Consider the following 24238-nt stretch of genomic DNA (forward strand, 5'->3'; position numbering starts at 1 on the left):
TCGGTTGGCTCCGGCCAGGGCCGGACCCGCTCTTCGAGCGGGCACGGGTGGTGAGGGTACCGGTCCGCGCGGGTCGATCGGACGACGCCGCGCGGACCAGGTCATCACGGCAGCGGGCCGCCGGCCGCCATGGCGCTGAGCTTGGTGAACTCGTCGCCGTTGAGGCTCGCGCCGCCGACCAGCGCGCCGTCGACGTCGGTCTGGCCGATCAGCTCGCCGATGTTGCTGGACTTCACCGAGCCGCCGTAGAGCACGCGGACCACGTCGGCGATCTCCTTGCCGTACTTCTCGGCCAGCGCCGCCCGCAGCGCCGCGCACACCTCCTGCGCGTCGGCGGCGGTGGCGACCTTGCCGGTGCCGATGGCCCACACCGGCTCGTAGGCCACCACGACCTCGCGGATCTGCTCGGCCTTGAGGCCCTTGAGCGCGTTGATCAGCTGCGCGGTGCAGTGCTCGACGTGCCCGCCGGATTCGCGGACGTCGAGCTGCTCGCCCACGCAGAGGATCGGCGACATGCCGTTCTTCAGCGTCGCCCGCACCTTGCGGTTCACGACCTCGTCGGTCTCGGCGTGGTACTCGCGGCGCTCGGAGTGCCCGACGACGACGTAGGAGCAGCCCAGCTTGGCCAGCATCGGCCCGGACACGTCACCGGTGTAGGCGCCGGAGTCGTGCTCGGAGACGTCCTGCGCGCCGTGCTTGAGCAGCAGCTTGTCGCCGTCGATGAGGGTCTGCACGCTGCGGATGTCGGTGAACGGCGGGATCACCGCCACCTCGACCTTCGCGAAGTACTTCTCCGGCAACGCGAAGGCGACCTTCTGCACCAGGGCGATCGCCTCGAGGTGGTTCAGGTTCATCTTCCAGTTGCCCGCGATCAGCGGAGTTCTGGCCATCAGTCGTTCCCCTCCAACACCGCGACGCCCGGCAGGTCCTTGCCTTCCAGGAACTCCAGCGAGGCGCCACCACCGGTGGAGATGTGCGAGAAGCCGTCCTCGGGCAGGCCCAGGCTGCGCACGGCCGCGGCCGAGTCGCCGCCGCCGACGACGCTGAACGCGTCCGAGTCGACGATGGACTGCGCCACGCCGCGGGTGCCGGCCGCGAACGCCTCGAACTCGAACACTCCCGCGGGCCCGTTCCAGAACACGGTCCCGGCGCCGCGCAGGGTCTCGGCGAACAGCTCCACGCTGCGCGGGCCGATGTCCAGGCCCATCCAGCCTTCGGGGATGGCGTCGGCGTCGACCACCTGGGTCTTCGCGTCGGCGGCGAAGGCGTCGGCGACCACGACGTCCACCGGCAGCACCAGCTTGTCGCCGTGCTTCGCCAGCAGTTCGCGGGTCGCGTCGAGCTGGTCGTTCTGCAGCAGCGAGGAACCGACCTGGTGGCCTTGGGCGGCCAGGAAGGTGTAGGCCATGCCGCCGCCGATGAGCAGCTTGTCCACCTTCGGCAGCAGCGCCTCGATCACGCCGAACTTGTCGGAGACCTTGGAGCCGCCCAGCACCACCACGTACGGCCGCCGCGGGTCGCCGGTGAGCGTGCGCAGCACGTCCACCTCGGACAGCACCAGGCCGCCCGCGTAGCCCGGCAGCAGCTTCGCCACGTCGTAGACGGAGGCCTGCTTGCGGTGCACCACGCCGAAGCCGTCGGACACGAACGCCGCGCCGTCGCCGACGACGTCGGCCAGTTCGCGGGCGAACGCGCCGCGCTCGGCTTCGTCCTTGCTGGTCTCGCGGGCGTCGAAGCGCACGTTCTCCAGCAGCGCCACCGACCCGTCGGCCAGTCCGCCCACCACCGAACGGGCGGAGTCACCGGTCACGTCACCGGCGACCGGCACCTCGGTGCCCAGCAGCTCGCCGAGCCTGCGCGCCACCGGGGCCAGCGAGAACTGCGGGTCGGGCTCGCCCTTCGGGCGGCCGAGGTGGGCGGTCACGACGACCCGCGCACCGGCCCCGGTCAGCTTCTCGATCGTCGGCAGCGACGCCCGCACCCGGCCGTCGTCGGTGATCTTGTCGCCGTCCAGCGGAACGTTGAGGTCGGCGCGCACCAGCACGCGTCGCCCCCGGACCCCTTCGGACAGCAGATCGTCGAGGTTGTTCACGTCTGCTCCTCACATGAAAGAGAAGGCCCGCACGAGCAAAGCTCATGCGGGACCTTCAGCGAACTTCCGACAGCCCGAACTCGTGAGCCCGCCGCCCGAGCGTCCGCCCTTGCCGACCATCGTCCTGTCAGCGGCGAAGCCGCTGAGCAGCGACCACGCACGCAGCCGGACCACCGGCGGGTTCTCAGGTGGCCTCTCACGAGGACGGCTTTTTCCCTCGTGGCGGAGCCACTTGGGAAAAAGATCCCGCAGCGAGAAGACACCTGAGGTTCCGCTACCCGAGCTCAGAGCAGAACGAGCCCGTCAGGAAAGCTTCGACCCGATCAAGGCAGAAAGGTCGACGAGGCGGTTGGAGTAACCCCACTCGTTGTCGTACCAGCCGACGATCTTGACCTGGTTGCCGATGACCTTGGTCAGCGGCGCGTCGAACACGGTCGAGGCCGGGTCGGTGACGATGTCGCTGGAGACGATCGGGTCCTCGCTGTAGCGCAGCACGCCCTTGAGCTTGCCCTCGCCGGCGGCGGCGCGGAACGCGGCGTTCACCTCTTCGGCGGAGGTCTCCTTGCCCACGGTCGCGGTGAGGTCGGTGACCGAGCCGGTCGGCACCGGCACGCGCATGGCGTAACCGTCGAGCTTGCCGTTGAGCTCCGGCAGCACCAGGCCGATGGCCTTGGCCGCACCGGTGCTGGTGGGCACCACGTTGATCGCGGCACCGCGGGCGCGGCGCAGGTCCTTGTGCGGGCCGTCCTGCAGGTTCTGGTCCGCGGTGTAGGCGTGCACCGTGGTCATCAGGCCGTGCTCGATGCCGAAGGTGTCGTCGAGCACCTTGACCATGGGGGCCAGGCAGTTGGTGGTGCACGAGGCGTTCGAGATGATCGTCTGCGAACCGTCGTACTTGTCGTCGTTGACGCCGAGCACCACGGTCAGGTCCTCGCCCTTGGCGGGCGCGGAGATGACGACCTTCTTGGCGCCACCCTCGTCGACGTGCTTGCGGGCGTCGGCGGCGTTGGTGAAGAACCCGGTGGACTCGACGACCACGTCGACGCCCAGGTCGCCCCAGGGCAGCTTGCCCGGGTCACGCTCGGCCAGGATCTTGATCGGCTTGCCGCCCACCTCGATGCCCTCGCCGGTGACCTTCACGTCCTGCTCCAGGCGCCCGAGGACGCTGTCGTACTTGAGCAGGTGGGCCATGGTCGCGACATCGCCCAGGTCGTTGGCGGCCACGATCTCGATGTCGTGGTCACTGGCGGTCGCCGCACGCCAGAAGTTCCGCCCGATGCGACCGAAGCCGTTGATGCCTACGCGAACGGTCACGCCTATCTCCTCGGTTACTGACCCTGCCGCCTCGACGCGACGGGTGAGCGGTTGATGGACTCATTCGCACCCTATCGGTCCGCGGCAGCTGCACAGACGGCCGGGCGCACCGCTTTCAGGCGAATCTTGATCGACGCCGTCGTGCATCCGGACGAGATCACCCGCTCGAACCGCTCGTTCTGCCTTTCGGGTGCCACGACGTGCGACATCCGTCGGTTGACCAGCCGTGAGAGCGCTCTCAAGAATGTGCACGTCGACCGTGATCGGCATCTCTGCACCGTTCCCGGCGCGGAGATCGTCGCAGCGGTCCGGCGCAGTCCGGCACCCGGCCGGATTCGACTGGAGGAAGGACTCCGAATGGCGCTGCCCGGAAAGTCGCGGCACACCAACGAGGGCGCGACCGCACTCGCGCCGAGGCGGCGAGGCCGCGTGGCCGCCGTCGCGCTCGCCGCGGGCATCGGCCTCACCGGCCTGGTCAACGCCCCCGCCGGAGCGGACGTCCCGCCGCCGGACGAGGGCTGGACGCTCAGCTTCGGCGACGACTTCACCGGCGAGGCCGGTGCGCCTCCCGGCGAGGACTGGAAGGTCGACACCGGCCACGGCTACCCCGGCGGCCCCGGCAACTGGGGCACCGGTGAGATCCAGAACTACACCGCCGACCCCGCCAACCTGGGCCAGGACGGCGACGGCAACCTGGTGATCACCCCGCAGAAGGACGACGCCGGCAACTGGACGTCGTCGCGCATCGAGACCCAGCGCGGCGACTTCAAGGCCGAAGAAGGCGGAGTGATGCGCATCGAGGGCCGCATCCAGATGCCGGACGTGGCCGCGGACAAGGCGCTCGGGTACTGGCCCGCGTTCTGGGCGCTCGGCTCGCCGTACCGCGACGATCTCTGGAGCTGGCCCGGCATCGGCGAGTACGACATCATGGAGAACGTCAACGCCGAGAACCGCGTGTACGGCGTGCTGCACTGCGACGTCTCCCCCGGCGGTTCCTGCTTGGAGACCGACGGTCTGGTCAACAGCCGGGAATGCCCGGACAGCACCTGCCAGGAGGCGTTCCACACCTACCGGTTCGAATGGGACCGCACCGGTGACGTCGAGGAGCTCCGCTGGTACGTGGACGGCCAGCAGTACCACTCGGTGAAGGAAACCGACGTGAACGCGACCGCGTGGACGAACATGACGTCGCACGAGGGCTACTTCGTGCTGCTCAACGTCGCGATCGGCGGCCAGTTCCCGGACAAGAACTCGGGGATCACCACGCCGACCGAGGCCACCGAGGGCGGTCACCCGATGCTCGTGGACTACATCGCCGTCTACAACAAGTGATCTGATCGCCCGGCGGAATCGGGCGCTCGCAAGGAAAAAGCGGACCGTTCGCCCACCTCGGGCGAACGGTCCGCTCGTTCGGCGCTCGAACTCCTTCAGACCTCGGCTTCGAGCAGCTCCGACGTGACGGCCGATTCGGTGTCGGGGAGGTTGAGCTCCCGCGCCCGCTTGTCCGCCATCGCCAGCAGACGCCTTATGCGGCCCGCCACCGCGTCCTTCGTCATCGGCGGATCGGCGAGCTGGCCCAGCTCCTCCAGCGACGCCTGCCGGTGCGCGAGCCGCAGCCGACCGGCGACCAGCAGGTGATCGGGCGCGGTGGGCCCGAGCAGGTCCAGCGCGCGCTGCACGCGGGCCGCCGCGGCGACCGCCGCGCGGGCGGAGCGGCGCAGGTTCGCGTCGTCGAAGTTCGCGAGCCGGTTCGCGGTGGCCCGCACCTCGCGGCGCATCCGCCGCTCCTCCCAGGACAGCACGCTGGAGTGCGCGCCGAGCTTGGTCAGCAGCGCGCCGATGGCGTCGCCGTCGCGGACCACGACGCGGTCGGCACCGCGGACCTCGCGGGACTTCGCCTGCACGCCGAGCCTGCGCGCCGCGCCGACGAGGGCGAGCGCCGCCTCCGGTCCGGGGCAGGTCACCTCCAGCGCCGAGGAGCGGCCCGGTTCGGTGAGCGAGCCGTGGGCGAGGAACGCCCCGCGCCACGCGGATTCCGAGTCGCACGATCCGCCGGAGACGACGTGCGCGGGCAGACCGCGCACCGGGCGTCCCCGCGGGTCGAGCAGGCCCGTCTGGCGGGCGAGGCTCTCGCCGTCCTTGACCACGCGCACCACGTACCGGGTGCCCTTGCGCAACCCACCGGAGGTGATCATGTGCACGTCGGAGTGGTGCCCGAACAGCTCGTGGACCTCCTTGCGGAGCCTGCGGGCCGAGGAGCCGCTGTCGAGCTCGGCCTCCACCACGACGCGGCCGGCGACGATGTGCAGCCCGCCCGCGAACCGCAGCAGCGAGGAGACCTCGGATCTGCGGCAGCAGGTCTTGGTCACCGGCAACCGGCTCAGTTCGTCTTTGACCGCCGCGGTCATCGCCACCGGTCAGTCCTCCTCTCCAGCGCGGCCGTCAGACTCGCCGCGAGCGCCTCCGGGTCGTGCCTGCCCGGCGAGGCGGGCGAGGCGACTGTGTCGAGCAGAGTTTGCGCACCCAGCCCGGTCGCCGCAGCACGAAGCCGATCAGGTGTCGGCACCGATCCGGCGTCCGCCAGAACAGCGTCCACGGTCAGCCGGGGTGCGTGCTGCGAGAGTACGTCGAGATGTTGTTCCGGGGAGAACCCCGCGGTTTCGCCCGGTTGTGGGATCAGGTTGAGCACCACGACGCGGCGCGCGGTGGTCGTCACGAGCGCCTCGTGCAGTTCCGGGACGAGCAGGTGCGGCAGCACGCTGGTGAACCAGGAACCGGGCCCGAGCAGCACCATGTCGGCGTCGAGCACGGCGCGCACCGCTTGGGGGCAGCCGCGCGGGGTGCCCTGGTCGCCGTGGGCGGCGGCGAGGCGGACCTGCTTGACCCGTCCCGGGGTGCTCGCGATGGCGACCTGGCCGCGAATGGTGCGCACCGCATCGGGATCCGCGTCGAGGCCGACGACTTCGGCTTCCATGTCGAGCGGTTCGACGGACATCGGCAGCACCCGGCCGCGGGCGCCGACCAGCCGGCAGGCCTCGTCGAGCACGTCGACGGGATCGCCGACCACGTCGAGCAGTCCGGCGAGCAGCAGGTTGCCGACGGCGTGCCCGGCGAGCGCCCCGTTGCCGCCGAAGCGGTGCTGGAACACCTGCGCCCAGCGCCTGCCGTTGTCGTCCGGCGCGGCCAGCGCGGCCAGCGCCTTGCGCAGATCACCGGGTGGCAGCATGCCGAGTTCTCGGCGCAGCCGCCCGGAGGAACCGCCGTCGTCGGCGACGGTGACCACGGCGGTGACGTCGGGCGTCAACCGGGTCAGCGCGGCCAGCGTGGCTTGCAGGCCGTGGCCGCCGCCGAGCGCGACCGCGCGCAGCGGGCGCTCGGCGGGCGGGTCGTTCGGTGGTGCGGCTGTGCTCACTCGCGCCCCAGGTCCCGGTGGACGGTCTTGACCATCATCCCTTCGTCGTCGGCGAGCCTGCGGGCCATCTCCTCGACGAGGGCGACGCTGCGGTGCTTGCCACCGGTGCAACCCAGCGCCAGCGTCAGGTACCGCTTGCCCTCCCGGTGGTAGCCGGCGCCGACCAGCCGCAGCAATCCCTGGTAGCTCTCCAGGAATTCCTCGGCGCCTTCCTGGCCGAGCACGTAGTTGCGGACCTCCTCGTCGAGGCCGTTGAACTCGCGCAGCTCCGGGATCCAGAACGGGTTCGGCAGGAAGCGGCAGTCCATCACCAGGTCGGCGTCCATCGGCAGGCCGTACTTGTAGCCGAAGGACAGCACGGTGACCCGGGTGCGGGTCTCGGCCTCGGTGCCGAACGCGTCCTCGATCTTCGTGCGCAGCTGGTGCACCGACAGGCCCGTCGTGTCCACCACGAGGTCCGCCTCGGAGCGCAGCCGGGACAGCAGCGCGCGCTCGTTGGCGATGCCGTCGGCCAACCGCCCCTCGCCCTGCAGCGGGTGGCCGCGGCGCACCTGCTCGAAGCGGCGGATCAGCACCTCGTCGGTGGCCTCCAGGAACAGCACCTTCGGCTTGTAGCCGCGGGCGTCCAGGTCCTTGATCACCGATCCGAGGTCTTCGGTGAACGCGCGGCTGCGCACGTCCATCACGACCGCGACGCGGGTGATCGCGCCGCTGGAGCGCGCCCCCAGCTCCACCATCGTCGCGATCAGTTCGGGGGGCAGGTTGTCCACGACGAACCAGCCCAGGTCCTCCAGGCACTTGGCGGCGGTGCTGCGCCCGGCGCCGGAAAGGCCGCTGACCACGGCGACCTCGATGCCCGATTTCTCCTCGCTCACTGATTCTCCCCTTCAGTGCTGGTGTCTCCCCCGCCTGCCCCGGCCTCAGTGGCCAGGGCCGCGCACACGGTCTCGGCGGTGCGCCGGCCGAAGCCGGGCACCGCCATGATGTCCTCGATCCCCGCCTGCTTCAGCTTGCGCACCGAACCGAAGTGCTTGAGCAGAGCGGTTTTCCGGGCCTCCCCAAGTCCGGGTACGGAATCGAGCACGGACCGGCTGAGCCGCTTGGAGCGCTTCTGCCGGTGGTAGTTGATGGCGAACCGGTGCGCCTCGTCGCGCACCCGCTGCAGCAGGTACAGCGCCTCGCTGGTGCGCGGCAGGATGACCGGGTCGGGTTCGGCGGGCAGCCACACCTCTTCGAGGCGCTTGGCCAGGCCGATCACGGCGACGTCGGTGATGCCGAGTTCGGTGAGGGCGTCGGCCGCCGCGTTCGCCTGCGGGGCACCGCCGTCGATGACCAGGAGGTTCGGCGGGTAGGCGAACTTGCGCGGCCTGCCCGTCTCCGGGTCGATGCCGGGCGCGGTCCCGCCGTCGGTCTCGGCCTGGTCCGCGCCGGTGCCGTGCGCGGCCGCCACGTTGGGCGCGTCCACTTCGGACTCCGACGCGTCCGGGCCGGTTTCCTTGAGGTAGCGGGCGAACCGGCGGCGCACCACCTCGTCGATGGAGCCGACGTCGCCGCCTTCGGCGCCCTCGCGCACCGAGAACCGCCGGTACTCGGACTTGCGCGCCACCCCGTCCTCGAACACGACCAGCGAGGCCACCACGTCGCTGCCCTGCACGTGGCTCACGTCCACGCATTCGATCCGCAGCGGCGCCGTGTCCAGGTCCAGCGCCTCCTGCAGCTCCTGCAGCGCCGCGGAGCGCGCCGTGAGGTCGCCCGCGCGGCGCAGCTTGTACTGGGTGAACGCCTCCTTCGCGTTGCGCTCCACCGTTTCCATCAAGGCCCGCTTGTCGCCGCGCTGCGGCACCCGCAGGTCGACCCGGCTGCCGCGCAGCTCGCCGAGCCACTGCGCCAGCGCCGGGGAGTCCTCCGGCAGTTCGGGGACGAGCACTTCGCGCGGCACCGGGGTTCCGCCCGCGTCGGCCTGATCGGCCAGCGCGGCCTGCTCCCCGTAGAACTGGCTGAGGAACCGGCCGGTGAGCTCGCCGAGGCCGGTCTCCGCGTCCAGGTCGATGACCCAGCCGCGCTGCCCGCGCACCCGGCCGCCGCGGATGTGGAAGACCTGCACGGCGGCGGCGAGCTCGTCCTGGGCGAAGGCGATCACGTCGGCGTCGGTGCCGTCGCCGAGCACCACGGCCTGCTTCTCCATCGCGCGGCGCAGCGCTTCGAGGTCGTCGCGCAGCCGGGCGGCGCGCTCGAATTCGAGTTCCGCGGAGGCCTGCTTCATCTCGCGGTCCAGCTTGCGCGTCAACGTGTCGGTGCGACCGCTGAGGAAGTCGCAGAAGTCGTCCACGATCGCCCGGTGCTCGTCGGCGTCGACGCGGCCCACGCACGGCGCGGCGCACTTGCCGATGTAGCCGAGCAGGCAGGGCCGCCCGATCTGGCCGTGGCGCTTGAACACGCCGCTGGAGCAGGTGCGGGCGGGGAACACGCGCAGCAGCATGTCGAGCGTTTCGCGGATCGCCCACGCGTGCGCGTACGGGCCGAAGTAGCGCACGCCCTTGCGCCGCGGACCGCGGTAGACGTGCAGCCGCGGGTACTCCTCGTGCAGCGTCACGGCGAGCACCGGGTAGGACTTGTCGTCCCGGTAGCGCACGTTGAACCGGGGGTCGTACTCCTTGATCCAGGAGTACTCCAGCTGCAGCGCCTCGACCTCGGTGCCGACCACGGTCCAGCGCACCCCGGTGGCGGTGGTGACCATCTGGCGGGTCCGGGGGTGCAGCCCCGAGAGGTCGGCGAAGTAGTTCGCGAGCCGGCTGCGCAGGCTCTTCGCCTTGCCGACGTAGATGATCCGCCCCTCGGCGTCGTGGAAGCGGTACACGCCGGGCGCGTCCGGAACGGTTCCGGGTGCAGGGCGGTACGTCGACGGGTCGGCCACGGCTCCACCCTACGTGCGCGACCGACACTCCCCGTCACGGCATCGCGGCCTGCGCGGGGACCTTCGCCCCTTGGTCATCGGAGCCGCGTGCGTTGTCCTGAGTGTCCGGCTTCGGGCTCGTGCGCAGGGCGGCACGATGCCGCGGGGGCCGAGCTCGGCGGTGTTCGCGCACCCGCGGCGAACTGCGGCGGAGGGTGCACGGACGGTCACCCGGCGGCACGTCGGGGCGCGGGATCGGAGGAGATGGTCCGGATGGCTCAGGCCGGGCGCGCGAGCGCGCACGCCGTGCGCCGCGAGGACGGGCTGGCGCAGTTCGCCGGGATCGTCATGGTGATCATCGGCGTGTTCCACGCGGGGGTGGCGACGGCGACGTTGTTCCAGGAGTCGTTCGCGGTGGTGCTCAACAGCTACGTCTTCAGCTACGACGTGACCGCGTGGGGCTGGCTGCACCTGGCGCTGGGCGTGGTGGCGGCGGTGGCGGGCACGGCGCTGCTGGCCGGCCTGCCCGGCACCCGGGTGCCCGCCATGGTCGTCGTGGGCGTCAGCGCGCTCGCGGCGTTCCTGTTCATCCCGTACCAGCCCCTGTGGTCCCTGCTGATCATCGCCGTGGACGTCGCCGTCATCTGGGCCCTCGCCGTGCACGGCCGCCCGCCCGAGGACTGACGACCGCACCCCCGACAACCCGGCCGAACGTTGCCCAACCCCCGCAATTTCGCGAGGAATTGCGGGGGTGCTCGCACCGAGAACCCGTCCGATCGTCATCGAAAACCCAGTTCATGGGCTCGCTCGGTGATCTTCGAGAGCGGTTGGGGTAGGCACGTTTCTCGCGAAATTGCGGGAGTGGTCCGCTGGTGGCTCAGAGGGGGTGCGGGAGGCGGTCCTGGACGGGGAGGAGGCCGAAGGGCTTCGACGGGAGGGCCTGGTACCAGTAGGCGACCGAGGAGATGTCGTCGCTGCGCTTGTTCGCGTGCCCGTGCTCGATGCTCACCCGGATCGAGGAGTCGAAGGTGATCGGGTCCTCCACGTGGAACCGGTAGTAGGACACCTGCCCGCTCCAGTTCCGCCCGCCCGGCAACGTGAGCCCGTGGTACGGCGCGTGGTACGGCTGGCTGGGACACCAAGCGGTGTTGAAGTAGTCCTCCGTGCCGGTGCCGTGCAGCCTCGGCGGCCACGGCTCACCGTCGATGAAGATCATGTCGTCGCCCTCGCCGTACCAGTTCCAGTCGGTCGTGGAGCGCAGGTTGTGCACGTTGAGCACCGACCCGACGTAGTGCCCGCGGCCCTCCGCCTCCAGGATCGTGTAGTTGCCGGTCCCGTCGAGGTTGATGCCGCCGAACAGGAACTCGTCGTTGGTCTGGTCGCCCTGCTCCACGCCGTCGGTGGGGTCCTCGCGGCGCCATTGCGCGTGGAAGTAGCCCAGCTCCGGGTCGACCTGCCGGTACTGCTCGTAGTCGATGTAGTAGTAGAAGATCACCGGTTTGAGGCTCATCTCGCTGATCAGCTCGAACCGGGCGCCCTCGGCGAAGGGCATCGCGAACCAGCAGTTGAAGCCCTTGCCGTCCTGCGGGCTCATCTGCAGCGGCGCGGACACGAAGTTCTCGGTCCGCCCGTGGCCGATGCCGAAGAAGTCCCCCAGCGGTACCAGCACGCTCGGGTGCGCCGCGTCGTCCCAGGTGATCTTGAGGACGAGCCTGCGCAGGTAGTCGCCCTCCACCTCGGCCCGGTGCGGCCCGTCCTCCACCGCCACGGTGCACCAGATGTGGGTCACCGCGCCCGGCCCGGTGAGGCGCGCGAGTTCGCGGCTCTCCCCCGGTTGCAGCCGGATGTTGTCGGTGTTGCCCCCGGTCCGGTCCCAGCTGGACACCCGCCCCCGCTTGGACTGCCGGAGCCTCGGCAGATCCCGCAAGCTGCTCCCGAACGTCCCGTACCCGGACATGCGCCCCTCCCCGATCACCGCTGCTCGCTCACCGGCCCGCCCGGTGAGGTCCCCCTCCGGAAAGTCAACGATCTTCAACCCGTTCGTGTCGAGATCATTCATCCGATCGGCATTTCCCAAGATCACCGTTTTCGAGCCGGGACCGCGCTCTCACGGACGCCCGACGTGGGTGACCACGTCCGAACGGGCCGCGCCGTCCGCCGTGATCTCGATCCGCTGCACCACGATCAACTTCTCCACCGGGTCCCCGGTCAGCTCGGACGGCGGTGACGCGCTGAAGTCGATCACCCCCGAGGCGCCCGCGAACTCGTCGTCGCCGCGAGTACCGGCCAGCTCCCCGAGCAACGCGGCCCGATCCACGGACATCGGCCGCCCCGCCACCTCGCCGCCGGTGCCCGCCGCGACCCGTCGCGCCGATTCCATCGCCAGGCGCACCGCGTCGTAGGCCACGAGCACGTGACCGGTCGGCCCGGTCCGGCCGATCATCTTCCCCGGCTCGTCCTGCAGCTTCGCGTAGCTCGCGAAGAACCGGCACCGCTCGAAACCGCCGATCGGCTCGGGTCGCCTGCACAGCTCCTCCGCGCGATCCGGCCCGAGCGGTTCCGGCACGCTCGGGCCCAGACCCGTGTAGAACAACCGATCCTGCGGATAACCACCGGGTACCGAGACAGAGCTCTCCCACTCCCCGTTGGCGAACTGGGTGAGGTCGTCCCCCGCTATTACGGTGGCCCGCTCGGCGCACGCCTCCTTCTTCAGCTCACGCACCACCAACGGGAAGTCGTTCGCCCGGCCGCTGTAGAAGATCAGCGGGTCGCCCGGAGCACCGCAGATCCCCTTGATCGCGTCAATCAGCGACCGGGAGCCCGGCTGGTAACTCACGTACTTCGGCAGTTTCCCCTTCTCCAGCAGCGCGTTCGACTGCTGCGAGTAGAGGTCGAGGCTGTACTCGTCCGAAGGATCGGTCAGCAGGTATGACGGGTGCTGCGGGAACCTTCCGGCGGCGAACTCGACGGCGGCCCGAGCTTGGCGTTCGTTGGTGGCCGCGACGCGGAAGAAACCGGGCTTGCCGCTGAACGCGTGGGCCGAGGCCGCCGACGCGATCATCGGCAACGAGCCGCCGTCACCGTCCCGCACGCCCAGCAGCTCCACGGCGCGGACCGTGGAGGGACGGCTCTGCCCGAGCCCGGTAACCGCAACCAACGACGGATCACGACGCGCGAGCTCGCGCAGGTTCCCGGCCACCTCGACGGCGTGGTCCGAACTGCCACCGAAGTTGGCGAGCAGCAGCTGCACCTTCACCTCAGGTGTGAGACCGCCGGTCAGGAAGCCGGAGTTCCACGCCCGCTGCGCCAGCAGCGCCCCGCGCAGCTCGTTGACGCCGACGGCCAGTTCGCGCCGCTCGCCTTCCTGGTCGCTGCTGAGCATCGTCGCCACCGCGACCTTGACCAGCGGCCTGCGGTACGGGGCGCGTTCACCCGCGACTCGACCGTTCTCCCGCACCACGGCCGCGCTGAGCGCTGCGATCTCCGCGGTGACGGCGGACGAATCCCCCGCTTCGGTGGTGAACGAGTTCGCGCGGTCAGTCACGCCGATGCACTGGGCTCCCACCTTGTTCAACCGCAGCGGATCCCGGAGCGCGGTGGTGCTCACCTCCGCGACGTCCAGCGGGTTGCCGTCGGCATCGCAGTCCTGCACGACGTGCACGGCGTACACGGCGCCGTAGGCGACCAGTGCAGTGACCAGGACGGCGGCGGCGCCGCGCGGAATCGCTCCCCGGCGCGGCCACACGGCCGGGTAACCGAATTTGCGCTTGGCCAGTGAGCTGTCCGGCAGGCCGCGCTCGTCCTGCGAGTTCAGCGGGCGCAGCCGCGCGAACGCGGAGTTCCACTTCCCCAGGTCCACGCCCGCCGTGCCGGGGGCTTCCCGCTGCGCGCGGGCGACCTCCGCGAACGCCTTGTCGTCCCACGGGCCCACGACCGTGCAGGAGCACAGCGCCTGCACGGCTCGCAGCAGGTCCGCGATGGCCTCGGTGCTCTCGCCGCGCACCACCGGTGACCAGGCGCGCTGCACCAGCTCGCGCACCTGGTACGGCCGGCGGAACACCGCGACCGGCGCCCACGCCAGCACTCGGGCCAGGTCCCGCTGCCAGCTCACGTCCCCGCTGTCCGCGCGGGTGGACAGGACCCTGGCGACGCGGCTCACCTCGCCGAGCGCGAGCCGGTGGTACTGGGCGCGCAGGTACGCGGCGGAATCGTGGCGCCCGATCGACTCGTAGTGCTCGGCCAGGTCGCGGTGCACCTGCTCGTAGGAGTGGTCGGACCGGTCGAGCAGCTCCCGCACCAGCAGGTCGCGCAGCAGCGGATCCAACGCCCAGGTCCGATTCCCGCCCGATTCGGCGGGGCCGGGGCGCACGAAGCTCAAGATGTCCAGCGCCTCGACGATCTGCCGGACGCCCGCCGTGCCCCGGTCACCGGCGAGCAACCGCACCACCGGCTCGTCGAGCAGCAGCGGCGCGGCCAGCTTCGCGAACAGGGTGACGGTGCGGTCCCGCACCCCGCCGTGCGCGTCCTCGGCCTCGTCCTCGGACGGCGCGTTCGTCCGGAAGCGGTGCAGCATCCGCATCAGCAGGTAGCCGCGGACGGTGTCCTCCAGGTCGGCGCCGCGCAGCCCCGGTGGCACGCGCATGCCCATCGTGGAACGTGCCGACGGCACCCGGCGGTCGCGGCGGAAGCTCCAGTCGATCCGGTCGCTGACCAGCGTCAGCGCCAGCGGGTGGCCGTGCGTGGCGCAGTGCAGTTCGCGCACGTAGCGCTCGCTGAGCACGGTGGCCTCTTCGCTGCGGCTGCGTTCGATGAAGAACCGGCGGGTGTCCTCCAGGCCGAAGTTGGTGAGCCGGGTGGCGAGTTCCGGTGTCCGCGGCCCGCCGCCGCGGAGCTGCGCCGCCCACTCGTCGTAGCGCTTCCGCCACTGCCGTCCCGGATCGGTGCCGGGCGGTCCCGGTTCCGCCGCCGCGCCCGCGCCCGCACCGGACTGCTTGGTGGCCACCACCAGCAGCGGAACCCGCGGATCGGCCCGCATCTCCTCCGCGAGCAGGTCGAGGAAGTCCGGGTCGCCGCCCGGTTCGGTGGGCGGCGTGCTCAGCGCCACCCGCTCCGCCTTGTCCGGGGAGAGCAGGTCCGCGTCGTCGAGCAGCAGCACGCAGTTCACCGTGCGCGTGCGCCTGCGCAGGTAGGCGGCGCGCAGATCGGCCAGCAGCGCCGCCAGCGCGAGCCGGTGCCACTTCTCGGCGGCGTCCGACGCGCGGGCGTCGGAGGACTCGAACCGGCCCTGGATGTGCAGCACCACGTCGTCGATGCGGACCCGATCGCTGATCCCCCCGAAGTGCCGCGGCTCCGCAGCCGTGGTCTCGAACCAGCTCAGCGCGGCGGCGCTGCGCGGCCCGGCGAGCATCCACCGGGCCCAGCGCGGCGCCCCCACGCCGATCGCGGTGAGCCGGTGCAGGATCGGCCGCGCCATCCGCAGCAGCAGCCCCGCGACGGGTGCCGGGGCCGAGTCGCCCGCCTCCCCGACCACGTCGGTCATCAGCTCCACGCTGGCGAGCCGCCGCGCGAGCTGTTCCCGGACCTGCCGGCGGCGCTGCGCGGACGTCGCGACCTCGGCCGGATCGCCGCGCTCGGCGTCGTCCTCGGGGACCGGGCCGTGCTCCGGTAAGCGCAGCGTGGCGTGGACGGTGCGGGCGAGCTCGTAGCGCGGCAGCACCAGCCTGCCGAACTCGCGGTGCGACTCGGCGCCGAGCTGCCGGTACACCGCTTCCAGGACGTCCCAGGTGCTCTTCGAGCGGGGTTCGTCGAAGTCGACGCGCGCCATCGGCACGGCCTTGTCGTAGCGCCGCTCCACGTGCTCGATCACGGCGGTCTTGCCGACGCCGCCCGCGCCGTGCAGCACCACGATCGGCATCGGCCGGTCCCGCACGTGGCGCACCAGGTGATCGATCAGCTCAGCCGTGGACTCCCGCCCGACGAGCCCCACGTCGTCGTCCAGACCCGCCATCCGCCACCCCCGCGATCCGATCACGTCGAATCACGGAAGGTAGCGGCACCGCGCTCCCGGCATCCCCGGAAATCGGGGATTCACCACCCGATCAGCCGTTCGGCGGGCGGTAGTGCTCGATGCGGCGCAGGACGCTGCGGATGCGCGCGGCGTGCACCGGGGACAGCGCGTAGCCGGGGTAACTGGCGAACCAGCTGGCGCTGCCCATGCTCACCGCGTCGGCGCCCGCCCAGAAGTACTCGCGGCAGTCGTCGAAGCTGCGGATGCCGCCGGTGGCGATGATCGGCAGCTTCGAACCGGAGTCGCGCAGCTCCTTCACCACGCGCAGCCCGATCGGCTTGATCGCCCGCCCGGAGAGCCCGCCGAAACCGTTCTTCAGCAGCGGCTGCCCGGTGTTCGGGTCCAGCCGCAGGCCCTTGACCGTGTTGATCGCGGTCAGCGCGGACACCCCGTGCTTGGCGGCCAGCTTGGCGTGGCCGATGTAGTCGTAGTCCGAGGAGAGCTTGAGGATCACCGGGTGGTTGCTGCGCGGCACCGCCTGCGCCAGCACCTGCTCGATGATGGCGTTGAAGTCGAAGTTCACGTTGTGGCAGGACACGTTGAACTCGACGGCGGCGATGTCCCCGGCGGGCACCGCCTTGTTGACCTTCTCGACGAGCGTGACGAACTCCTCGGGGGAGAACCCGCCCACCGAGATGATCGTGTTCTGGCCGCGGGTGCGCGGGTAGTAGTCGCGCAGGTAGGCGTCGATGCCGACGTTGCACCAGCCGAACGCGTTCAACCAGCCGCCGTCGACCTGCCGCAGCGCCTGGCCGTAGCGCTTGAGCAGCGCGGGGAGCTCGTGCAGCGGCCACACGTCCTGGGTGGTGAAGTGGCCTTCGCGCGGCTCGACGGTGACGGTGCGGGTGGTGATCGCGCCGAACCGCTCCAGCGGCACGAACTTCGAGATCGGGCTCATGCCGTAGGGCACCAGGCTCGCGTTGGCGACGCCGTAGCCCAGCAGGCTGGACGAGGTGACCAGCCGGTTGCGCAGGTGGACGTCACCGAGCCGGACGGCGGGCGCGCGGGGTTCGTCCCGCACCAGCCGAAGATTTCGCTCCTGGGCCACGCTCACGGTCTCCTCCTCCATCGCCGCCCGGCCGCACCGCCGCCTTCCGGTGCCCGCCGGTCTCGGTGCGCGTGCCGGGATCTCCGGCGCTCGATGCCGACCCCATTGTCCCTCACCCGTTCGTCCCCTTCACAGGCGCGGTGCCGCGGTGATCAGTTGGACTCGAACAAGCGGACGACTCGACCTCCCCCCGCGTTCCCGGCACGGTCGTGGCGCCGTGTGGGATGGGCGGCGGGGCGGGAATCCCCGGCGAGCGCCACCAGGCGGACAGGAGAGGACAACGGGTGCCCGAGACGACGACGCCGGTCGAGCCGGACGCGACCATGCGGCGCGCGCGCTGGGCGGTGACCGCGTACTTCGTGGTGAGCGGCTTCGCACTGGCGTCCTGGACGGCGCGCATCCCCACCATCAAGCGCGACCTGGGCCTCGATGACGCCGGGGTGACGCTGGCGCTGTTCGCGGTCGCCGCCGGTTCGGTGCTGGCCATGCAGGTCTGCGGGCACCTCACCGACCGCTTCGGCAGTGCCCGCGTGATGCCGCCCGCCGGGATACTGGTCGCCCTGTCCGGGGTGACGCCGGGACTCGCGGGAAGTCTCCCGACGCTGGTCGCGGGCCTGATGGTGTTCGGCGCCGCGCACGGCACGATCGACGTGGCGATGAACTCGCACGCGGTGCGCGTCGAGCAGCGCTACCGGCGGCCGATCATGAGCACCTTCCACGCCACGTTCAGCCTCGGCGGCCTGCTCGGCGCCGGGTCGGGCGCGCTGGCGGCCCAGCTCGGCCTCAGCCCCGCCGCGCACTTCGCGCTGACCGGGGCGGGCCTGGTGGCGCTGTCCCTGGTCGCGCGGCCCGCGCTGCTGCCGCCCGAGCCGACTCCGCCCGCCGAGTCCGGCGCGCGCGCCCGCGGCATCCCGATGGCGATCGTGTTCCTCGGCGTGCTCGGGTTCTTCTGCTCCGTCGGCGAGGGATCGATGGCCGACTGGTCCTCGGTGTACCTGCACGACGAGCTCGGTTCGAGCCTCGCGTTCGCGGCGCTGGGCTACGCCGTGTTCTCCGCCACGATGGGCCTGTTCCGGTTCCTCGGCGACGGCCTGGTGCGGCGGTTCGGGCCGGTGCTGCTGGTCCGGTGCTGCGGCGTGATCGCGGGCACCGGGCTCGGCGTGGCGCTGCTGCTGCACCACCCGGTGGCGGCGCTGGCCGGGTTCGCGCTGTTCGGCGTCGGGCTCTCGTGCATCGTGCCGCAGATCTTCAGCGCCGCCGGACACCGCGACCCGGCCCGCAGCGGACGGGACTTGGCACAGGTCAGCACGTTGTCCTACGGCGGGCTGCTCGCGGGCCCGGTGTTCATCGGCCTGCTCGCGCAGGGCTTCGGCCTGTCGGTGGGGCTGGCGGTGCCGGCCGCGCTGGCGCTGCTGGTCGCGGTCGCGGCGAACGCGGTGCGCCCGCGGCCCGCCGCAGAATCCGCGTCCGGACGGGCGTGATCGCGCACTCGGGGTAACGGCGTACCCTCCTGGACGCTTGATCGGATGAACGCGACCGGCGGGATCATGGTTGATCGACGCCGCCGCGGGTAGTCCGATGGGCGTGCGTTGTGCTGAGCGCGCCGGAGTTCGGCGCGCTAATCGGAAGGAGACGCTGTGGGCATCCTCAGCTGGATCATCTTCGGCCTGATCGCGGGCGCGATCGCGAAGTTCATCCTGCCCGGCAAGGACCCGGGCGGAATCATCGTCACGATCCTCATCGGCATCGTCGGCGGCCTGCTCGGCGGCTGGTTGAGCAGCAAGTTCGGCGGCGCGGGCGTGAACGACTTCAGCCTGATGAGCTTCGTGTGGGCCGTGATCGGCTCGCTCATCCTGCTGATCGCCTACCGCCTGGTCTTCAACAAGTCGAGGTCCTGACCCCAGGCCCCGATACGACGGTGCCCGGAAGCCTCGGCTTCCGGGCACCGTTTCGTACTCGGACCCGAACCTGCCCTAGTCGTTCAAGGCGAGCAAAGGTTCTGGTCCGTGTCCCGTGTCCTGTCAGCGGCGAAGCCGCTGAGCAGCGACCAGCCCGAGCAAGAAGACCACCCGCGGGTTCTCATCGGTTTCCTCGCGAGGACAGCTTTTTTCCTCGTGGCGGAGCCACTTGGAAAAAAGATCCCGCAGCGAGGAAACCGATGAGGTTCCGCCACCCGACCCCCTACGCAGGCCGAGTTCACATGCAAGCTCTATTCCCGGTGGGCGTCGACCGCTCGGCGCAGGTCCCTCAGGTCTCGCATGGCCTGGACGGCGTGGGCGCCGTCGGTGGACTGGACGGCCATGACCGAGGCGTACTCGTCCTGGGGCAGCTCCAGCCGCGCCCAGGCCGCGCCGTCGGGGAAGCTGATCGACTGCACCTCGTCCCACGAGTAGTGCTGGGTGTTGATGATGTTGCGCACTTCGATCCCGTTCAGGTCGGCGCGCAGCCGCGGCCGGGTCAGCAGCAGGGCGCCGCAGGCCAGCAGCACGCCGAGCCCCGCCATCGCCACCTGGTCGGAGATCCGGAAGTACACGCCCGTCGGGGTGTTGCGCAGCAGCACCGCGACCACGGCGAACACCACCACCAGCACGATCGCCACCGGGATCGCCACCCGGCGGATCTTGACCGGCCGCACCGTCAAGGTGTGGGCTCCCCCGCGCCGTTCGTCCACCGTCGCCACGCTTCCTGCCGCTGTGTCCGCCGCGTCCGCCGGTTGCGCACCGGCCGGTTCCTCGCGCGCCTCGCCTGACTGCATGTGTCCAGTTTGCCCGTCCTCGTCGAGGAGCCGTCGGCAGCCCTCACCACTGGGGCGCGGCGAGGGCGCCCGACCGGCCGGAGGCGGCGTCAGCGCGAGCGCAGGTCGCGCAGCACCAGGGCCGTCTCCAGGGCCGCCGCGGTCGCCTCGAAGCCCTTGTCCTCGACCGACTCGGGGAATCCGGCGCGGTCCCTGGCCTGCTGATCGGTGTCGCAGGTGAGCAGGCCGTTGCCCACGGCCGTCGACTCGTCCAGGGCCACCCGGGTCAACCCGCTGGTGACGGAGTCGCACACGTACTCGAAGTGCGGGGTCCCGCCGCGGATCACCACGCCCAGCGCCACCACCGCGTCGTGCCCGCGCGCCAGCTCCTGGCACACCACGGGCAGTTCGATGGATCCCGGCACCCGCACTACGGTCGGATCGGTGATCCCGGCCTCCTCGGCGGCGGCCAGGGCCCGCTCGAGCATCCGGTCGGTGAGCGACTCGTGCCAGCGGATGCCCGCGATGGCCAGCTTCAGCCCGTCCGCGCGCGGCACCTCGACGCGGGGCCTGCCCTCGCCGCTCATGCGGTGACTCCGGGCCTGCCGAAGCCCGTCTCGTCGCCCTCGCCCGTGATGGACGAGTCCTCGCCGTCGTCGAGGTGGTTCAACTCGTGCCCCATTCGATCCCGCTTGGTGCGCAGGTAGCGCAGGTTCTCCGGGTTCGGGCGGATCGGCAGCGACTCCCGGCCCACGACCTTGAGCCCGTAGCCCTCCAGCCCGATCCGCTTCTCCGGGTTGTTCGTGAGCAACCGCATCGACTTCACGCCGAGGTCGCAGAGGATCTGCGCGCCCTGGCCGTAGTCGCGGCTGTCCACCGGCATGCCCAGCGCGACGTTGGCGTCCACGGTGTCGGCGCCGTCGTCCTGCAGCTGGTAGGCCTGCAGCTTGTGGATCAGGCCGATGCCCCGGCCCTCGTGCCCGCGCATGTAGAGCACGATGCCGCGGCCCTCTTCGGCGACCTTCTCCATCGCCGCCGCCAGCTGCGGCCCGCAGTCGCAGCGCAGCGAGCCGAGCACGTCACCGGTGAGGCATTCCGAGTGCACCCGCACCAGCACGTCCTCGCCGTCGCCGATCTCGCCGTAGACCAGCGCCAAGTGCTCGATGCCGTCGAGCGTGCTGTCGTAGCCGAAGGTGCGGAAGGTGCCGTGCGCGGTGGGGATGCGGGCCTCGGCGACGCGCTCCACCTGCTTCTCGAACCGCCTGCGGTAGGCGATGAGGTCGGCGATCGTGATCAGCCGCAGGTCGTGCTCGTCGGCGAAGACCTCCAGCTCGTCGCGGCGGGCCATGTCGCCCTCGGACTTCTGGCTGACGATCTCGCACAGCGCGCCCACCGGCCGCAGTCCGGCGAGCCGGGACAGGTCGACGCTCGCCTCGGTGTGGCCGGGCCTGCGCAGCACCCCGCCTTCGCGGGCGCGCAGCGGCACCACGTGGCCGGGCCGGTGCAGGTCCTCGGACCGCGACTCGCCCGCGGCCAGCACCTGCAGGGTGCGCGCGCGGTCGCTGGCGGAGATGCCGGTGCTGACGCCTTCCGCCGCGTCCACCGCGACCGTGTAGGCGGTGCCCTTGCGGTCCTGGTTCGAGTGGTACATCGGCGGTAGGTCGAGCCGGTCGCAGTCCTCGCCGGTCATGCCGACGCAGAGGTACCCGGAGGTGTAGCGCACCATGAACGCCACGAGTTCCGGCGTCGCCTTCTCGGCGGCGAAGATCAGATCGCCTTCGTTCTCGCGATCCTCGTCATCGACCACGATCACCGGGCGGCCCGCCGCAATGTCGGCCAGGGCGCGCTCGATGTCGTCGAACCTGTTGCTCACCGTGTCCGGTCTCTCTCGCTCTGGGGCGGCGGCGCGACTGGAACGCCGGCCCTCGGTTCGGCCTGCCGGGAACGTGCCCGGCACCGTCATTGTCCTCCCGCCTCCCGGATGCTGGTGGTCCGCTCGGGCGGGATCGCCGTGGGTCAGGACCCGGATGCTCCGGCGCGGAACTGATCGAGCTGCGCGGCGGCGAGCCGTTCCAGGTGCTTGGCCAGCACGTCCACCTCGATGTTGACCTCTTCACCCGGTCGGCGCACCCCCAAGGTGGTGAGTTCCCGAGTCGTGGGAATCAGGGCGACGCTGAACTCGGTGCGTCCCGCCTCGACCACGGTCAGCGAGATCCCGTCGACCGTGATCGAACCCTTCTCCACCAGGTAGTGCGACAGCTCCGCGGGCAGCTCGAAGCGGGTGAGGTCGTCGTCCGAGCCGCGCAGCACCGCGGTGCCGTCGACGTGGCCCTGCACGATGTGCCCGCCGAGCCGGTCGCCGAGCGCCATCGCGCGCTCCAGGTTCACCCGGTCCCCGGCGGCGACGTTCCTGATCGCGCTGCGGCGCACCGTTTCCTGGACGACGTCCACGGTGAACCGGCCGCCGCCGGACTCCACCACGGTCAGGCACACGCCGTTCACCGCGATCGAATCCCCGTGCTTCGCGTCGGAGGTCACCAGCGGGCCGTCCACGGTCAGCCGCACACCGTCGCCGGTGTCCTCGACGGACACGACCGTGCCGAGCTCCTCGACGATCCCGGTGAACATGGGTCTCCTCCTCAGCGGCGAGCCGGCACGGCGCTGACGCGCACGTCCGGTCCGCTCATCGTGGTCTCTTCGATGTCCCACCACCATGCCTGCGAGACGCTCGCCACCCCGGCGTCGCCGAGCGCGGCCGGTCCCGAGCCCAGCAGCGCGGGCGCGAGGTAGGCCAGCACCCGGTCGACGCGCTCGGCGGCGACGAACGCCCCCGCCAGCGTCGGGCCGCCTTCCAGCAGCACGTCCACCACGCCGCGCCGCGCGAGCTCGTCGAGCACCGCGACCGGGTCCCCGCCGGGCAGCGTGATCGTGGCCGCCGAGTCGTCGAGCACCCGCGCGCCGTCCGGGACGGGGCGGTCGCCGACGACGACGCGCAGCGGCTGGCGCGGGCCGCCGTCGGCCTCCCGCGCGGTGAGCTGCGGGTCGTCGGCGAGCACGGTGCCGGTCCCGGCGACGATCGCGTCGACCCGGCCGCGCAGTTCGTGCACCTCGGCGCGGGAGGTGGCGGAGCTGATCCACTTGCTGCTGCCGTCGGCGGCGGCCGAGCGGCCGTCCAGGCTGGCGGCGTACTTCCAGGTCACGTGCGGACGACCGGTCCGGGCGAAGTGCAGCCACGCCCGCAGCGGGCCGCGCGCGACCTGCTCGCCGAGCAGCCCCGACTCGACCTGGATCCCGGCCGCGCGCAGGACTTCCGCGCCGCCCGCGGCCTTCGGGTTGGGGTCGGACACCGCGTGCACCACGCGGGCCACCCCGGCGGCGAGCAGCGCCGAAGTGCACGGCGGGGTGCGGCCGGTGTGCGTGCAGGGTTCGAGGGTCACCACGGCGGTGCCGCCGCGAGCCCGCTCCCCCGCCGCGGCCAGCGCCATCACCTCGGCGTGCGGGCCGCCCGGCGGCTGGGTGGCGCCCGTTCCGGCGACGTCGCCCGCCGCGTCGAGCACCACGCACCCCACCGGCGGGTTCGGGCTCGTCGTGCCGCGCACCCGCTCGCTCGCGGCGAGCGCGGTGAGCATCGCGGTGCGCGCCGGATCCGGCGCGGAGCCCGGTCCGGTCACTGCCGGGCGTGGGCGAAGTTCGGGGCGGCCTGGGAGCGCAGCGCCTCGATGGCGCGCGCCGGGTCCTCGGCCCCGTAGACCGCGGAGCCCGCCACGAAGCAGTCGACGCCGGCTTCGGCGGCCTGCTCGATGGTGGCGGTGTTGATGCCGCCGTCGATCTCCACGATGAGGTTCAGGTGCCCGGTGTCCACCAGGTTCCGCGCGGCGCGGGCCTTCTCCAGCACCTCGGTGATGAACTTCTGGCCGCCGAAACCGGGCTCCACCGACATCACCAGCAGCGTGTCGTAGTGCTTGAGCACCTCGACGTACTGGTCGAACGGCGTGCCCGGCTTGATCGACAGGCCCGCCTTGGCGCCGGCGGCGCGCAGGTCCTTGGCCACCTTGATCGGGTCGTGCGCGGCTTCGGCGTGCACGGTGACGTTGTGCGCACCGGCCTCGGCGTAGCCGATCGCCCAGCGGTCCGGGTCCTCGATCATGAGGTGGCAGTCCAGCGGGATGTCCGTGGCCTTGAGCAGCGACTCCACCACCGGGAGCCCCAAGGTCAGGTTCGGCACGAAGTGCGCGTCCATCACGTCCACGTGCACCCAGTCGGCGCCCTTGACGGCGTCGAGCTCGGTGGCGAGGCGGGCGAAGTCCGCGGACAGGATGGAGGGCGCGATCATCGGCTGGTTCGACACATGCGGGAGTGTAAATCTCACGCCCGCGCCCGCGGCCCACCACCCGCCGGAGCCGCCGCGACCTCCGACGTTCCTAGCGCGGCACGGCCCGCCCCCTCAGGGGCCCGTTCAGAATGATCTTTTGATCGTCGTCCTGTCAGCGGCGAAGCCGCTGAGCAGTGACCACCAGAGCAAGCCGACCACCGGCGGGTTCTCAGCGGTTTCCTCGCGAGGACAGCTTTTTCCCTCGTGGCGGAGCCACTCGGCGTCGGTGGTGCCGACATTCGCTTCCCCGCGCCGAGCACCGGCGCTCCTGCTCTGCGGCGCGCTGCTGGCGCTGACCGCGACACC

General features: G+C 71.4%; 21 protein-coding genes. 4 read left to right on the plus strand and 17 right to left on the minus strand.

The window, feature by feature from the left end:
* Positions 1-104 precede the first annotated feature (104 nt).
* The 3 genes from tpiA to gap all read right to left on the minus strand — a co-directional run bounded on the left by tpiA (position 105) and on the right by gap (position 3406).
* Positions 105-890: a triose-phosphate isomerase gene (gene tpiA, locus ACWD38_RS22485; protein ID WP_184478212.1), complete on the minus strand. Its 786-nt coding sequence runs from the start codon at positions 888-890 to the stop codon at positions 105-107.
* On the minus strand, positions 890-2092 hold the full coding sequence (locus tag ACWD38_RS22490; RefSeq protein WP_184478211.1) for a phosphoglycerate kinase: 1203 nt from the start codon (positions 2090-2092) through the stop codon (positions 890-892). Before ACWD38_RS22490 ends, tpiA begins: the two co-directional genes overlap by 1 nt.
* Before the next feature lie 303 nt (positions 2093-2395).
* Entirely contained in the window at positions 2396-3406 is a 1011-nt protein-coding gene (gene gap / locus ACWD38_RS22495) for a type I glyceraldehyde-3-phosphate dehydrogenase (protein WP_184478210.1), read from the minus strand.
* A 357-nt stretch (positions 3407-3763) separates the two neighbouring features.
* Between gap and ACWD38_RS22500 the strand changes: the two genes are divergently transcribed.
* Complete coding sequence (locus tag ACWD38_RS22500) at positions 3764-4738, plus strand: glycoside hydrolase family 16 protein (RefSeq protein WP_450124834.1); 975 nt, start codon at positions 3764-3766, stop codon at positions 4736-4738.
* 95 nt (positions 4739-4833) lie between these two features.
* On the opposite strand, the gene whiA is transcribed toward ACWD38_RS22500, so the two are convergent.
* From whiA to uvrC, 4 genes are read right to left on the minus strand one after another with little or no spacing between them, the layout of a single operon-like run.
* The gene (whiA, locus tag ACWD38_RS22505) at positions 4834-5820 is read right to left on the minus strand and encodes a DNA-binding protein WhiA (RefSeq protein WP_184478208.1); all 987 of its coding nucleotides are present in this window, start codon (positions 5818-5820) and stop codon (positions 4834-4836) included.
* Positions 5811-6773, minus strand: coding sequence for a gluconeogenesis factor YvcK family protein (locus ACWD38_RS22510; protein ID WP_184485010.1), 963 nt, complete (start codon positions 6771-6773; stop codon positions 5811-5813). The genes whiA and ACWD38_RS22510 overlap by 10 nt, the downstream gene beginning before the upstream one ends.
* Positions 6774-6814: 41 nt before the next feature.
* On the minus strand, positions 6815-7693 hold the full coding sequence (gene rapZ, locus ACWD38_RS22515) for an RNase adapter RapZ (protein ID WP_184478207.1): 879 nt from the start codon (positions 7691-7693) through the stop codon (positions 6815-6817).
* Complete coding sequence (gene uvrC / locus ACWD38_RS22520) at positions 7690-9732, minus strand: excinuclease ABC subunit UvrC (protein WP_184478206.1); 2043 nt, start codon at positions 9730-9732, stop codon at positions 7690-7692. Before uvrC ends, rapZ begins: the two co-directional genes overlap by 4 nt.
* 252 nt (positions 9733-9984) lie before the next feature.
* On the opposite strand from uvrC, the gene ACWD38_RS22525 reads away from it, so the two are divergent.
* Positions 9985-10395, plus strand: a complete 411-nt coding sequence (locus ACWD38_RS22525) for a DUF7144 family membrane protein (RefSeq protein ID WP_450124835.1) — start codon at positions 9985-9987, stop codon at positions 10393-10395.
* A gap of 193 nt (positions 10396-10588) precedes the next feature.
* Here ACWD38_RS22525 and ACWD38_RS22530 read toward each other — a convergent pair whose 3' ends face one another.
* The 3 genes from ACWD38_RS22530 to ACWD38_RS22540 all read right to left on the minus strand — a co-directional run bounded on the left by ACWD38_RS22530 (position 10589) and on the right by ACWD38_RS22540 (position 16832).
* Positions 10589-11668, minus strand: a complete 1080-nt coding sequence (locus ACWD38_RS22530; protein ID WP_184478204.1) for a glycoside hydrolase family 172 protein — start codon at positions 11666-11668, stop codon at positions 10589-10591.
* A gap of 150 nt (positions 11669-11818) precedes the next feature.
* Positions 11819-15718: an AAA family ATPase gene (locus ACWD38_RS22535; protein WP_450124836.1), complete on the minus strand. Its 3900-nt coding sequence runs from the start codon at positions 15716-15718 to the stop codon at positions 11819-11821.
* A gap of 91 nt (positions 15719-15809) precedes the next feature.
* Positions 15810-16832 carry a beta/alpha barrel domain-containing protein gene (locus ACWD38_RS22540; RefSeq protein WP_343071301.1) on the minus strand — a complete coding sequence of 341 codons (1023 nt, stop codon included), beginning with the start codon at positions 16830-16832 and terminating at the stop codon, positions 15810-15812.
* A 278-nt stretch (positions 16833-17110) separates the two neighbouring features.
* Between ACWD38_RS22540 and ACWD38_RS22545 the strand changes: the two genes are divergently transcribed.
* Together ACWD38_RS22545 and ACWD38_RS22550 are read left to right on the plus strand one after the other, a co-directional pair.
* Entirely contained in the window at positions 17111-18307 is a 1197-nt protein-coding gene (locus ACWD38_RS22545) for an MFS transporter (protein ID WP_343071300.1), read from the plus strand.
* A 156-nt stretch (positions 18308-18463) separates the two neighbouring features.
* Positions 18464-18724, plus strand: coding sequence for a GlsB/YeaQ/YmgE family stress response membrane protein (locus tag ACWD38_RS22550; RefSeq protein ID WP_184478201.1), 261 nt, complete (start codon positions 18464-18466; stop codon positions 18722-18724).
* A gap of 311 nt (positions 18725-19035) precedes the next feature.
* Here the strand turns inward: ACWD38_RS22550 and ACWD38_RS22555 are convergent, their stop codons facing one another.
* From ACWD38_RS22555 to ACWD38_RS22585, 7 genes are all read right to left on the minus strand, one after another.
* Entirely contained in the window at positions 19036-19581 is a 546-nt protein-coding gene (locus ACWD38_RS22555; protein WP_450124837.1) for a PH domain-containing protein, read from the minus strand.
* An 89-nt stretch (positions 19582-19670) separates the two neighbouring features.
* Positions 19671-20147, minus strand: coding sequence for a 6,7-dimethyl-8-ribityllumazine synthase (gene ribH, locus ACWD38_RS22560; protein ID WP_450124838.1), 477 nt, complete (start codon positions 20145-20147; stop codon positions 19671-19673).
* Positions 20144-21433 carry a bifunctional 3,4-dihydroxy-2-butanone-4-phosphate synthase/GTP cyclohydrolase II gene (locus ACWD38_RS22565; protein ID WP_343071299.1) on the minus strand — a complete coding sequence of 430 codons (1290 nt, stop codon included), beginning with the start codon at positions 21431-21433 and terminating at the stop codon, positions 20144-20146. Before ACWD38_RS22565 ends, ribH begins: the two co-directional genes overlap by 4 nt.
* Before the next feature lie 143 nt (positions 21434-21576).
* The gene (locus ACWD38_RS22570; protein ID WP_184478197.1) at positions 21577-22188 is read right to left on the minus strand and encodes a riboflavin synthase; all 612 of its coding nucleotides are present in this window, start codon (positions 22186-22188) and stop codon (positions 21577-21579) included.
* A gap of 11 nt (positions 22189-22199) precedes the next feature.
* A complete protein-coding gene (gene ribD / locus ACWD38_RS22575) occupies positions 22200-23189 on the minus strand; it encodes a bifunctional diaminohydroxyphosphoribosylaminopyrimidine deaminase/5-amino-6-(5-phosphoribosylamino)uracil reductase RibD (RefSeq protein ID WP_450124840.1) in 990 nt (329 codons plus the stop codon).
* Positions 23190-23227: 38 nt separating this feature from the next.
* Positions 23228-23893, minus strand: coding sequence for a ribulose-phosphate 3-epimerase (rpe, locus tag ACWD38_RS22580; RefSeq protein ID WP_184485004.1), 666 nt, complete (start codon positions 23891-23893; stop codon positions 23228-23230).
* Positions 23894-24016: 123 nt separating this feature from the next.
* On the minus strand, positions 24017-24238 hold a 222-nt coding region (locus ACWD38_RS22585; protein ID WP_450124839.1), incomplete at its 5' end, for a hypothetical protein.

The organism is Saccharopolyspora sp. NPDC002578 (genome assembly GCF_053592695.1).